The organism is Herminiimonas sp., assembly GCF_030655415.1.
The window spans coordinates 22,692-35,976 of sequence record NZ_JAURVN010000014.1; the positions used below are offsets into that span (position 1 = coordinate 22,692).

General features: G+C 49.5%; 11 protein-coding genes. 8 read left to right on the forward strand and 3 right to left on the reverse strand.

Annotated elements, in window-relative coordinates:
• The first annotated feature begins 91 nt into the window (after window positions 1-91).
• The 3 genes from Q7T66_RS09285 to Q7T66_RS09295 all read left to right on the forward strand — a co-directional run bounded on the left by Q7T66_RS09285 (window position 92) and on the right by Q7T66_RS09295 (window position 6,084).
• Window positions 92-1,741: a methyl-accepting chemotaxis protein gene (locus Q7T66_RS09285; RefSeq protein WP_304933056.1), complete on the forward strand. Its 1,650-nt coding sequence runs from the start codon at window positions 92-94 to the stop codon at window positions 1,739-1,741.
• Between the two features lies 1 nt (window position 1,742).
• The gene (locus tag Q7T66_RS09290) at window positions 1,743-3,527 is read left to right on the forward strand and encodes a bifunctional diguanylate cyclase/phosphodiesterase (RefSeq protein ID WP_304933057.1); all 1,785 of its coding nucleotides are present in this window, start codon (window positions 1,743-1,745) and stop codon (window positions 3,525-3,527) included.
• Between the two features lie 352 nt (window positions 3,528-3,879).
• Window positions 3,880-6,084, forward strand: coding sequence for an OsmC domain/YcaO domain-containing protein (locus Q7T66_RS09295; protein WP_304933058.1), 2,205 nt, complete (start codon window positions 3,880-3,882; stop codon window positions 6,082-6,084).
• Between the two features lie 130 nt (window positions 6,085-6,214).
• Here the strand turns inward: Q7T66_RS09295 and Q7T66_RS09300 are convergent, their stop codons facing one another.
• Window positions 6,215-7,336, reverse strand: coding sequence for a sensor histidine kinase KdpD (locus tag Q7T66_RS09300; protein WP_304933059.1), 1,122 nt, complete (start codon window positions 7,334-7,336; stop codon window positions 6,215-6,217).
• Between the two features lie 211 nt (window positions 7,337-7,547).
• On the opposite strand from Q7T66_RS09300, the gene Q7T66_RS09305 reads away from it, so the two are divergent.
• Window positions 7,548-7,910, forward strand: coding sequence for a response regulator (locus Q7T66_RS09305; RefSeq protein ID WP_304933060.1), 363 nt, complete (start codon window positions 7,548-7,550; stop codon window positions 7,908-7,910).
• Window positions 7,911-8,206: 296 nt separating this feature from the next.
• Here Q7T66_RS09305 and Q7T66_RS09310 read toward each other — a convergent pair whose 3' ends face one another.
• Window positions 8,207-9,124 (reverse strand): LysR family transcriptional regulator, encoded by a 918-nt coding sequence (locus Q7T66_RS09310; RefSeq protein ID WP_304933061.1) that lies wholly within the window; start codon window positions 9,122-9,124, stop codon window positions 8,207-8,209.
• Between the two features lie 147 nt (window positions 9,125-9,271).
• On the opposite strand from Q7T66_RS09310, the gene Q7T66_RS09315 reads away from it, so the two are divergent.
• Window positions 9,272-9,907, forward strand: coding sequence for a glutathione S-transferase family protein (locus tag Q7T66_RS09315; RefSeq protein WP_304933062.1), 636 nt, complete (start codon window positions 9,272-9,274; stop codon window positions 9,905-9,907).
• A 106-nt stretch (window positions 9,908-10,013) separates the two neighbouring features.
• Here the strand turns inward: Q7T66_RS09315 and Q7T66_RS09320 are convergent, their stop codons facing one another.
• On the reverse strand, window positions 10,014-10,643 hold the full coding sequence (locus tag Q7T66_RS09320; RefSeq protein WP_304933063.1) for a TetR/AcrR family transcriptional regulator: 630 nt from the start codon (window positions 10,641-10,643) through the stop codon (window positions 10,014-10,016).
• Between the two features lie 277 nt (window positions 10,644-10,920).
• Between Q7T66_RS09320 and Q7T66_RS09325 the strand changes: the two genes are divergently transcribed.
• The 3 genes from Q7T66_RS09325 to Q7T66_RS09335 all read left to right on the forward strand — a co-directional run bounded on the left by Q7T66_RS09325 (window position 10,921) and on the right by Q7T66_RS09335 (window position 13,267).
• Window positions 10,921-11,127 carry a hypothetical protein gene (locus Q7T66_RS09325; protein ID WP_304933064.1) on the forward strand — a complete coding sequence of 69 codons (207 nt, stop codon included), beginning with the start codon at window positions 10,921-10,923 and terminating at the stop codon, window positions 11,125-11,127.
• A gap of 1 nt (window position 11,128) precedes the next feature.
• Entirely contained in the window at window positions 11,129-11,968 is an 840-nt protein-coding gene (locus Q7T66_RS09330) for an alpha/beta hydrolase (RefSeq protein WP_304933065.1), read from the forward strand.
• A gap of 78 nt (window positions 11,969-12,046) precedes the next feature.
• Complete coding sequence (locus Q7T66_RS09335) at window positions 12,047-13,267, forward strand: efflux RND transporter periplasmic adaptor subunit (protein WP_304933066.1); 1,221 nt, start codon at window positions 12,047-12,049, stop codon at window positions 13,265-13,267.
• Window positions 13,268-13,285: the final 18 nt, after the last annotated feature.

Below are 13,285 nucleotides of genomic sequence, written 5' to 3' on the forward strand. Positions count from 1 at the left end.
ATTCGTCAAATTCATCATATTTCTGTTTGATGAGCGGGTACATAAACCAAACGCTGTAGCTTCAGTCAGCGACATTCATCAAGGGAACATCATGCAATTCATACGTAATTTAAATATCGGTAAAAAACTGGGTTTCGGTTTTGGCGCAGTAACGATACTGATGCTGCTGTTGGCGACTTTCGCGTTGGTTCGGCTATCAGGCGTTGCCGACGCCTTTGACAAGCAGCATCAGGTCCAGCTACAAAAACTAGATCCACTGTACGTCGCACGCGAAGCGCTGGCACAGACCGGCTTGGCAGCGCGTAATGCGTTTATTTTTAGTGACGATGCGAGTGCACAGAAGGAACTGGCGATTCTAGATACGCAAAGAGAAATTTATCTCGCTGCGTTAGCAGAGCTTGCACCTCGTTTCGGCAATGATGCCAACTTCAAAAAAGTGCAAACTGGATTGCTGGCGATGGCAGAGGAGTTGAAGCGCCCGCGTCGCTATCGCAATGACAATGATATGGAGGCGTATGGCACTTTTCTGGTCAAGGAATGTAGTCCCTTGCGTCGTCAGATCGTGGCAGACATCGATGTTGTACTCAATCAGGTCCTGATAGAAAACACCACAGCAACACAAAAAACGGAAGGCATACTCAAAGAATCAATGAAATTCGTGCTGGCCTTGGCTGCCATCGCGCTGATTGTCAGCATTGCCATCGCGATCATGATTACGCGTGGCTTGCTGCGTCAACTTGGCGGTGAGCCAGCATATGCTGTAGTAATTGCTGGCAAAATTGCGCAAGGCGATCTTGCAACTGACATTGTCACGCGTCCCGAAGATCGCTCCAGCCTGCTTTATGCGCTCAAGGCCATGCGTGACAATCTTGCTTCCATTGTGCGAGAAGTGCGCATCGGTACCGATACGATTGCCGCGTCGTCATCCGATATCGCTCACGGAAATTCTGACCTGTCATCGCGCACGGAGCAGCAAGCATTTGCACTCGAAAAAACAAATGCAGAAATGTTGAAGCTGACAGAGACCGTCAAGCTGAATGCCGACAATGCAAAACAAGCCAATCAGCTTGCGGTGAGCGCATCAGAGATCGCGACTCACGGTGGTACGGTAGTTGAAAAAGTAATCGATACGATGGAGTCAATAGACGCGTCGTCACGCAAGATTGTAGAAATCATTGCAGTCATCGATGGCATTGCTTTTCAGACCAATATTTTGGCATTGAATGCTGCGGTTGAGGCTGCTAGAGCTGGTGAACAAGGGCGTGGATTTGCTGTTGTTGCAACCGAGGTACGCAATTTGGCGCAACGCTCAGCGAGTGCCGCGAAAGAAATCAAAACACTCATTAATGATTCTGTCGATCGCATCGAAACTGGCAGTGTGCTAGTAAGCGAAGCCGGAGCGACCATGGAAAAAGTTGTCGCCAGCGTGCATAGGGTGACAGAAGTAATGGCAGAGATCAGCATCGCCGGGCAGGATCAAAGTCAAGGCATCAGCGCAGTCAGCAAAGCGGTTACTGAAATGGATCAAGGCACACAACAAAATGCCGCCTTGGTCGAAGAAGCCTCTGCTGCTGCAGATTCGCTACGCGATCAGGCGGACAAGTTATCAAGTCTGGTCCAAACTTTTGTATTGGCAGATGCATCCAGCTACGCAGCGATGGCCCTGCACAGTCACGCTGCGCCAGCAGTCACATCGAATACTAAATCGATGTTGGGCATGAACCGTTTAAGCGAGTCCTGAAATGGGTGCCCGCAATCAAGTCGGATTTTTGACTGCTGATTTAATACCTGACGAGAATGCGCGCGTCGATGCATTGCGTAATCTTGACTTGCTTGATACACCATCTAGCGAAGCGTTTGACAGAATCACGCGTCTGGCTGCAAAGCTGTTTAATCTCCCGATTTCCGCAGTGTCCCTGACGGATACCAATCGTCAATGGTTCAAATCCAGGGTTGGTGTTGCGCATCAGCAGATTCCTCGCGATCGCGCTCCCTGCGCACAGGTGGCCGATACGTCTGCGCCGGTGGTCATACACGATCTTTTGATAGATCCCTTTTATCGCGAAAGCTTGCTGGCTGAATCCGGTATTCGTTTTTATGCAGGTGCACCACTGATTACCGACGATGGCTACAGCATAGGTGCAATGTGCGTACTTGGAATGGAACCTCGTGGAATTTCAACTGAAGAATTGGCCGCGCTCACCGACATGGCGGCGATGGTGATGACGCAGATCGAACTCAAGTATGCGCTGGGACGCATAGACCCTGTCAGCAATTTGCCTAACAGGAATCAGTTCAAGGAAGATCTCGACGATCTGGTACTGGATCGCCGCGGCGAGCCTGCGCATTTGGTAATGATCAATATTGCACGCCCTGATGAAATCAGTGCCGCTGCGCGCGTGATGGGTTCGTCCTATCTGGAAGACATGGTAAAGGAAACGGCAACCATACTCAAAGCAGCGCTTGGCAAAGGACGCTCTGCTTATCATGTAGCTGAAACACAATTTGTTTTCTTCGCTCCACCTGATATTGAACTATCAGAATACCGCCAGTTGCTCGTGCAAACACTGCATGCGCATAGAGCGAAAGCTGAGTCGCGTTTTGTTACGACAACCACCGTTGGCATTGCACCATTTGTAATCGGTGAGTTGAGTAGTGCAGATATTTTGCGACGTGCGCATTGCGCGGCACAGGATGCCTTGGATGACGAGACGCATGTCAGTGCATATTCGCAAGATCATGATGATGCCTACGAACGCCGATTTTTATTGTTGAATAAATTTGGCGCAGCGCTGGAAAATTTGCAACGGCTGAACCTCGTGTATCAGCCGCGCATCGATATCGCATCAGGAAATTTGATGGGTGTAGAAGCGTTGTTGCGCTGGACTGATCCCGAACTCGGCGTGGTATCGCCCGGAGAGTTTATGCCCGTGATTGAGCAGAGTTCGATGGCACGCGCAGTGACTGAATGGGTGTTGAATACAGCCATCTGTCAGTTGGGTAGCTGGCAACGCGAAGGACTCTCTATTCAACTGTCGATTAACATTTCTGTAGGTAATCTGTTAGAGCCTGATTTCACAGCACGCTTGATGGAAATGATCGATAGGCATGGCGTACAAGCCAAAGCGCTTGAGTTAGAAATCACGGAGAGCGCGATGATGTTCAATCCGGCCAAATCGTATGCAGTGATGGAAACTATTGCCAAATCAGGTATTCGTTTCGCGATCGACGACTTCGGTACTGGCTACAGCAGCTTGGCTTACCTGCAAAGCTTGCCGGCACATGTAGTAAAAATCGATCAGTCGTTTATGAAAAACATGCTCAATGATGTGCGCAAAAGATCGCTGGTCACGACCATGATCAAACTCTCACATGATCTGGGTTATCGCGTTGTTGCAGAAGGTGTAGAGACGCAGGACGTATTGCAATTTTTGGCGGCTGCCGATTGCGACGAAGTGCAAGGCTATTATTTTGCTCGCCCGATGCTTGCGTCGCTTCTGAGCGACTGGAGTACGCAGCATCATTAAGCCTTAGCGTAGGGGCAGGGCGAAGAGCATTACCTTCGGTACGAATCAAGTCTTGGTGTTTGAAAAAGTCGAATGACTTTTATCAGAAGGGCGCAGGCAATATATCCGGCGCGCTTTGAATCTTCGCAAAAACTTCTACAAATAGCCTGAATGTAGAAAATGTACTGCGGCCATCTCCATGCTGCTTCGCGAATGAGCGGTTCAAAATCATTGTGTGCCAAGGCGCTAATCTGTCAAATTATTCACATGCAGTAGCGGTGTGTAAGCATTGCTTATTGCAAAGCACCGGCATGGCGAAGGATGACGGATAATAGCGGCCACATCATTTTGAGCCGCATTTAGGAATTCTCCCATGGAAATTAAGGTCAACTTTCTCGATAAGTTACGTCTGGAAGCCAAGTTCGATGACTTCACAGTGATATCAGACCAGCCGATTCGCTATAAAGGCGATGGCTCGGCGCCTGGTCCTTTCGATTATTTTCTGGCTTCATCGGCCTTGTGCGCAGCTTACTTTGTGAAGTTGTACTGCAACACGCGCAATATTCCTACTGAAAATATTCGCCTGTCGCAGAACAATATTGTTGATCCGGAAAATCGTTATCAGCAGATTTTCAAGATTCAGGTTGAGTTACCTGCGGATATCTCGGAGTCAGACCGTCGAGGGATTTTGCGTTCCATCGAGCGTTGTACTGTGAAAAAAGTAGTGCAAGCCGGTCCCGAGTTTGTGATTGAAGAAGTCGCAAATTTAGATGCCGATGCGCAGGCCCTGCTGACCTTGAATCCGTCGTCTGAAGCGAGTACTTATATTGCAGGCAAGGATCTGCCCTTGGAGCAAACCATCGCTAATATGTCGGGATTGTTGGCCGGCCTGGGTATCAAGATTGAAATCGCTTCGTGGCGCAATATCATCCCCAATGTATGGTCGCTGCACATCCGCGATGCGCATTCTCCTATGTGTTTTACCAATGGCAAGGGATCGACTAAAGAAAGCGCGTTGGCCTCGGCTTTGGGCGAATATATCGAGCGACTGAGTAACAACCATTTCTACGCTGGGTCGTTTTGGGGTGAAGACATTGCCAACGCGGAATTTGTACATTATCCGAACGAGCGCTGGTTCAAACCTGGCCGTAAAGATGCGTTGCCATCTGAAATTCTGGATGAGTATTGCCTGCAAATTTACAATCCCGATGGCGAGTTGCGTGGCTCGCATCTGATCGACACCAACTCCGGCAATGTGGAGCGCGGTATCTGTTCATTGCCGTATGTGCGGCAATCGGATGGCGAAGTGGTTTACTTCCCGTCTAACTTGATCGAAAACCTGTTCGTCAGCAATGGCATGAGCGCTGGTAATACCTTGGTCGAAGCACAGGTGCAATGTTTGTCGGAGATTTTCGAACGTGCGGTCAAGCGCGAAATTCTGGAAGGTGAAATTACCTTGCCCGATGTGCCGCAAGAAGTACTGGCGAAATATCCTGGCATTCTGGCCGGCATCAAGGGATTGGAAGAGCAGGGCTTTCCCGTGCTGGTAAAAGATGCGTCGCTGGGTGGCGTGTATCCAGTGATGTGCGTCACCTTGATGAACCCGCGCACAGGCGGCGTGTTTGCTTCGTTCGGCGCGCACCCAAGCCTGGAAGTGGCGCTGGAACGCAGCCTGACGGAATTGCTGCAGGGTCGCAGTTTTGAAGGCCTGAACGATTTACCGCGACCTACCTTTGCAAGTGAAGCGGTGACTGAGCCGAATAACTTTGTCGAACACTTCATTGATTCCAGCGGCATTGTGTCGTGGCGTTTTTTCAGCGCCAAATCAGATTTTGATTTTGTTGAATGGGATTTTTCCGGGCACGGCGAAAATTCCAATGCGGAAGAAGCCGCGACCTTGTTCGGCATACTCAAAGATATGGGCAAAGAGGTGTACACGGCGGTGGTTGACCAACTAGGCGCCACTGCTTGCCGGATTCTGGTACCGGGGTATTCGGAAGTTTATCCAGTAGAAGATTTGATCTGGGATAACACCAACAAAGCGCTGTTGTTCCGCGCCGATATCTTGAATTTGCATAATCTGAATGATGACAATCTGGATGCTTTGCTTGAGCGCCTGGAGAATAATGAGCTGGATGATTACGGCGACATCGCCACCTTGATCGGCATCGAATTTGATGAGAATACGGATTGGGGTCAGCTAACCGTTTTAGAGTTGAAGCTGCTGATCAATCTCACCTTGAAGCAATTTGAGGAAGCCCACGAGTTGGTCGGCGCCTTCCTTCAATACAACGACAACACAGTCGAGCGCGGATTGTTTTATCAAGCCTTGAATGTGGTGCTGGAAGTGCTGTTGGATGACGATCTGGAACTGGAGGATTACGTGGTCAACTTCCGTCGTATGTTTGGTAACGCTAGGATGGACGCTGCGATGGGTTCAGTAGACGGCAGTGTGCGTTTCTTCGGTTTGACGCCAACCAGTATGAAACTGGAAGGGCTCGATAGGCATCACCGTCTGATCGATAGCTATAGAAAATTGCATACGGCGCGAGCGAAAGTATTGGCTACCGTCAGTTAGAGTGAAGAGTCATGGCTTTTGTGCTGATGTAGTTCATCCTTCGGCACAAAAGCATGTTCGATAACAACGCGGCGACTTGGCGCCACGTGCGATCAATTGTGATTCGCAGCAGACTACGATGAGCTAAGAATTATTTCGGTGTATCAGGAAGCGTGAAATAGAATCGAGCGCCTTTACCAATCTCGCTATTCACCATAATCGTTCCGCCATGCGCTTCGATAAAAGTTTTACAGATGGTGAGCCCCAAGCCCATATCGGATAAATTTATACTTTCGGTCTCAAGCTTTTCAAATACTTGTCCGAGTCTATCTTCTGAAATACCACTGCCGTTATCAGCCACTGCGCACTCGACCACGGAGCCAACGCGGTTGGCCGTAATAATTATTTCGCCGTTCGGTGTATGCCTGATCGCATTGGCAATGAGATTTTGAAATACTCGACGCAGTAAAGAAGCATCAGCGAAAACGGCCAAGTCTTCAGGAACATTATTGATGATGCTTGTACTTCCTGAGCCCGCTACCGGATTTAAATCAAATACCAACGATTCCACCAATGGCCAAAGATCGAATTGCCGGCGTTCCATCTTGATGCCGGTTTCGGTTTCGAGGTTGATATTCTCTTCCAGAATCTTGTTGACCTGATTGGTGAGATAGCCAGCGTTACGTTGCAAGGTCTTGATTGAACGATTGAGACGATCGACGGGCGGATTGTCTTGCGACATCACTCTCTCCAGGAGCTGAGAGGACAAGATAATCGCATTCAAAGGCGTGCGTAAATCATGAGTGATGAAGGCCAGATAATCTTCACGCCGTCTTTGTATATCGATGTTTTGCTGATCGACATATGCTTTGATCGCGGAAGCAATGGCTGCATCTAAAGTGTCGTTCAAAAATTGAACTGCTTTACCCACAAGTATTACGTTATGTTTTTCGGCTAACTCGTGAATGCAGTTACGCAAAATATTGTATTCGGCCACAACTTCTTCAACTTCAAAGCCGTTTTCCAGACGCTGAAGACCGTGTGTCGTCGACGAGCCTTCAGTAATCTGTGAATGAATTGCTTCGCTATCGGCGAGTGCTAGAGCAAAGGCTAATTCATTCAGCAGTACAGGAATGTGATCGTTTAAGGTGGGCTTATCCAGGGATTTGGCTGCCGGCAATTCACGAACCTTCATGCGCCAGTAGGCCAAGAGCGCTTCCTGATGTGCGTCGATTAAAGCCGCAAGCTCTTTGGTTGCGTTGAACTGTTGCATTTATTACTTTCGTTATTAGCCGTGCACTGATTTGAAACGGTTTACTACTGATTTTTCGGTCTTGCAGACTTGTCAAAAGCCACTTACCGGAAAGAAAATATCTGATCTGCTATGTGCTCGAACGCACAGAAACTTCCCATTTAGCAACGCAGTATTAGTATAAGCAAGTATGAGACATGTAAAAATAAGCTAACAATAATAATCATACTTTATGGCACATACCATCCTCGTTGTAGACGACGAAATAGCTTTGGCCGAAGTCCTCGCGAATATACTTGAATATTACGGTTATGCGGTATTAACCGCAGGGGACGGGCTAGAAGCGTTGAATATAGTCAAACAGAATCAAATTGATTTGATCATTAGCGACTATATGATGCCCAGGTTTAATGGCATTGAGCTTCACCATCGTATTTGCGCCGATCAAAGTACATCTGGCATACCGATGATCATGATGAGCGCTCTTCCTGGGGATTTAAAAGATTTGCCGGTTTATGCAATTCTGAAAAAACCTTTTCCAGTAGACGAGTTGATGGAAAATGTGGCGCTCGCCTTGAAGAATACTCAGTCCTAGTTGTCCATCAAGCAATTTCATAGTCATAAAAAGCTTGCGCTTTCTTCAAATCAGGAGCATTATCAGTTCGCGGTGAGTTAACTCGCCCAAGGTTTTGCACTTTCCACTATAGGACTGGCGAAACCCTCATATGAAGCCTGCTACCTTTTGGTCGCGGGCTTTTTTGTTTCTGCTACGTTTTTATTGTGAATTGGCACGTAAAACTAAACGCTAATGCCGGCTCTGGCCTGCGGATTCAAGCCCTCGCTAGCGCTATCTCTAATACTCCACTGCTTGGCATTTAGATCGTGCTTAAACTAAACCGAATTCTGAGCATCGAATTCTGCTTTAGCAAATAACTCTGCAGTCCACTCAGCAAAGGCGCGCACTTTTGCCGATAAATGGCGATTTGGTGGATACAAAATCCATACAGGTACAACTTCAGACATATAGCCCTCAAGCACTGGGACTAATTGGCCCGACGCCGTATATTCATTCGCGATGAATGCGGGGAGTTGTATCAGGCCTATGCCCGAGCATGCGGCAACCGCACAGATATCGAAATCGTTGATGGCGACGCGTTGCCGGCCTTCGATCATGGTTTGTACTTTGTCCTGTTCATAAATAAACGGATAAGTCTTGCCGGTTTTGGATGAGAAAAAATTGACGACTTGATGACGTTCCAGTTCTTCCAGATTTTTCGGCGTACCGTGTTTGGCAATGTAGGACGGCGCTGCGTAGGTGATCATGCGAAATTCGCCTAGTCGGCGTGCGACTAGCGATTCATCGTTGATTTCACCGCCACGGATTACGCAATCGATACCTTCATTGATCAGATCGACGGGTCTATCGGAGCATCCCATTTCGAGATCGATTTCTGGATAACGAGTGAAGAAATCGGCCAGTGCCGGGGCGATGATGCGGCGTCCGACTGCGCCAGGTACGTCGACGCGCAATCTGCCTTTTGGTGTCATCGCCGCATGGCTGACGGCGGCTTCGGTTTCTTCCAGTTCACCTAATAAACGTATCGCGCGTTCGTAATAGCCTGCACCTTCCGGCGTGACGCTGACGTGGCGTGTGGTGCGATTCAGCAATTTGACGCGCAAGCGTTTTTCCAATGCGATCACTTGCGCCGATACGGTTGCCTTCGGTAGATTCAGTGAAACGGCAGCTTTGGTGAAGCTCGTTAGTTCAACCACGCGCGTAAAGGCCAGCATTGTGTCGAAGCGATCCATCGCGTTTTTCCGTTATCGATTAAAGTTGTTGTGATTCTAGTGTATTTATCCCGGCTGTTTGATGGAAGCAGGGAACCTATGCTTTGCGTAGAGACTCTTTTTTACGTTGGTATCAAGTGCCGTCTATTTTATTCAACAGGAAATCGCATGATTACTCTCTATACGTGGACCACGCCTAATGGGCGCAAACCGGCAATCATGCTGGAAGAACTGGGCGTGCCTTATCAGGTGAAGACGATCAATATCGGCAAGGACGAGCAGTTCGCGCCATCTTTTCTCGCTATTTCGCCGAACAATAAAATCCCTGCGATTGTGGATGAGGATGCAGAAGGCGGGCCGCTGGCAATTTTTGAGAGCGGTGCGATTCTGACTTATCTGGCGGAAAAACACGGTCGCTTTCTGGATGCTTCCGGTCCTACGCGTTATAAAACTTTGGAGTGGTTGCATTGGCAGATCGGCGGACTGGGGCCGATGCTGGGGCAGCTCGGATTTTTCGGTGTGCGCTCCAAGGATAAATCGCCATTGGCTATCGATCGCTTTGTCGAAGAGTCTGATCGCTTGTTGAGCGTGATGGAAAAACGCTTGGCGACTAACACTTATCTGGCTGGCGACGACTATACGATTGCCGACATTGCATGCTATCCGTGGACGATTGCGGCGACGACTTATTTGAAAGACGTGCTGGCGGAAAGTTTGGCGACCAAGCCGGCGGTGCATCGCTGGCTAAAAACGGTGGGTGAACGTCCAGCAGTTCAACGCGGTATGGCGGTGCCGAAAGTTTGATGCGGTAATCGCAGTCATAAATAAAAAGAGATCGATAGAAATATCGATCTCTTTTTCATTCCGAGGCTGAAATCGCATGCAAGTTATGCCCCCTCAAAATGGCCGTTTATTTAGGAGCCGGCCAGGCACGCATCGCCGTTGCGGCGATCGCAAGTAGTTTGTCGCGATCGACATGATCTCTTGCCTGTGTCGACATCCCTTGAATCACCGTCCAGTAAAAATTGGCGAGTCCGCTTGCGTCGGTATCAGGTGGCAGCTCGCCATCTTTGACCCCTGTTTCCACTCTAGTGCGGATCATGTTTTCGACATGGTCGCGACGTTCTATCATCGCGTGCTGCACGTGTTCGGAAGAAGCGGAACAATTGGTTGCCGCTGTATTGACCAGACAGCCAGGTGGATGGCTCGGGCATGTGAAATCTACCGCGGCACTTTGCAGCAATCGTTCTATTGCATCACGTGCTCTTGGCGCCTGATTGAACAAGCAAAGCAGGGCATCGCAATTTTTGGACGAATAACGTTCGATTGCTTCCAGAAAAAGTTTTTCCTTGTCGCCAAATGCGGCATACAAACTCGGCGGCGTAATACCCATCGCCGAGGTCAGTTCACTCAAGGACGCGGCTTCATAACCGTAACGCCAAAACACCAGCATCGCGCGTTCGAGCGCAACTTCGCGATCGAATGAAAGCGGCCGGCCGGTTTTTTTGCGCGGCTTTTCGGATTTATTTTCTATTTCCATAGTGATCGATAGTAAACCTCTTGACACGCGAAAACAAGCTCTATAAAGTCACAAACTTAATTCGTAGTGATCGCTATTAAATATGACGGCGGCATGACAGCTGCCGTTTTCCACACGGTATTTCTTACAAAGATGATTAAAGATCATCAATTTTTGCGTCAAATATGATCGACTGTCCAATATTTATAGATAGTTCTTCATAAATAGCGCTATTTATCTTTAATCGATGGATTCCTATACTCCACCCCATCGAATCAAGTTTTACGGGAGCAACAAAATGAAAAATCAAATTTCAAGACGAATTTCTCATCACTTATATCAAGCAAGCGCGGTCGCAGCAAGCACATTGGTGCTTTCTGTTGCAATGCAAAACGGCGCTTTCCAGGATGCAATTTTTGACGGCGCTTTAACCGGCGGCGCGATGTGGGCCAGCGCAACTTCCGTCAATGCTTTTGCGCAATCGACACCGGTGGAGCATCACTGAGATGAGTTTGACCGGCACAGTTCAGCGCAGTTCAGCTTTTGGTCCTTGGACCACGTCGTTTAAAACGTCGGTACAGTCACGCGAAATCGGTTTGCGCGTGTTTGGCAAAAACGGAGTTAAAGACAGCGCGAAAAGTGGGCCGGCAGAATTGTTGCCATTAGTGATTTATTTCCACGGTGGCTTCTTCACTTGTGGCGCGGTGGAAGATGCCGATGGCATTGCCCACGCATTGTCGGAAAAAGCAGTTGTCGTAGCAGTGGACTATCCGCTGGCTGGCAACGACTCTTTTCTCGATATCACCGAAGTTGCATTCGAAGCCTTGCAATGGGCGTATGACCACGCCGCGGGCTTGGGTGCAGACGGCACGCGCGTGATGGTGGCCGGTGATCAGGCTGGCGGCAATCTGGCCGCTGCCGTCGCGATGATCGCACGCGATAGATTGACGCCAACTACACGCGGCATCTGCCTCAAAGGCCAGATCCTGATCACGCCGATGCTGGATCCGACTCAATCATCCAAGTCCATGAAGGCACTCGGCAAATGTGTTTGCCAAGAAGGTTGGGCGGCTTATCTGCCATCGACCAGCGACGCTTTGCATCCGTATGCAGCGCCAGCGCAATCGCGTCGTCTTGGCGGTTTGGTGCCGGCATTAGTTATCACTGCGCAGAACGATGCATTGCGCGATGAAGCTGAACAGTACGCATCGAGTTTGATCGCTGCCGGCGTGCCGGTACAGGTGCGCCGCTTTGCCGCAGAAAGCGGGCAACTGGTTGATCCGACTCACGCAAGTTTTTCATCCGTCATCTCAACGATTAAGCAATTTATTCAGGATCCAGCCTGATCCAGCATTTTGGGCAACAGCCATTTCATTTCATTTTTCACATACACATCTTTACTTAAGTCTTCAGGGGAATAAAAAATGCAAAACTCCATCTCATCACGTTTCTCACGCAGCACGATCGCCATCGCAATCGGTGTTCTCTTCGTCATTGGCGTTGCCACCGTATCGTTGACCGGTCATGCAGAAAAATCTGCGCCGACTGCGCCGCCAGCAACACCAGTTACCGTTGCGAATGTGCTTGAGCGTTCGGTCACCGAGTGGGACGATTTTTCCGGCAGGGTTGAAGCAGTAGAGCGTGTTGAAATTCGTCCACGTATATCCGGCACCATCGACGCAGTACATTTTCAAGATGGCCAGTTGGTAAAAAAAGGCGCATTGCTGTTCACGATTGATCCGCGTCCTTACAAAGCTGAACTGGCGCGCGCCGAGGCTGCTCGTGCAGGCGCATCAGCCCGCTTGTCCCTGGCGAAAACAGAATTGGAACGCACCAAACGTTTGCTGGAAGATCGCGCAGTCGCACAACGCGAACTTGATCAACGTGAAAACGCATTGCACGAAGCCGACGCCAATCTGAAATCTGCCGATGCTGCAGTACTGACCGCACGCTTGAATCTGCAATACACCGAAATCACTGCGCCAGTCGCTGGTCGTGTCTCGCGTGCCGAGATCACGGTCGGCAATCTGGTCGCAACTGGCCCGACGGCACCAACGCTGACGACGCTGGTTTCTGTCTCGCCGGTGTATGTCAATTTTGAAATCGACGAACCAACTTACATCCGTTATTCAAGCGCTGGTGCTGTTGGTAACACCGGCGTGAATCGCGTGCCGGTTGCGATGGGCCTGACCAGCGAAGATGGTTATCCACGTCAAGGCCATGTCAAATCTTTCGACAACCGCGTTGATACCGGCTCCGGCACGATTCGCGTCCGCGCCGTATTCGATAACGAAAACGGCAGCTTGACGCCAGGCATGTACGCACGCGTACGCACCGGTGATTCCAACGCGAAAAATGCCTTGTTGATTGATGACAAGGCAGTCGGTACCGATCAAGACAAAAAATACGTGATGGTAGTCGGCACTGATAACAAGGCCGTGTATCGCCAAATCACATTAGGACCAATCGTCGACGGTTTGCGTGTCGTACGTACCGGCTTGAAAAAAGATGAACGCATCGTCGTGAACGGTTTGCAACGCATCCGTCCGAATGACATCGTCGCACCGGAAGCGGTAGCGATGGACGCCAAAGTTGCGAGTGCGAACAAGGCGGCAGGGAAGGGCACTGCAGTTGCAGTGAACTAAGCCGCCTTTGTTCAGAAC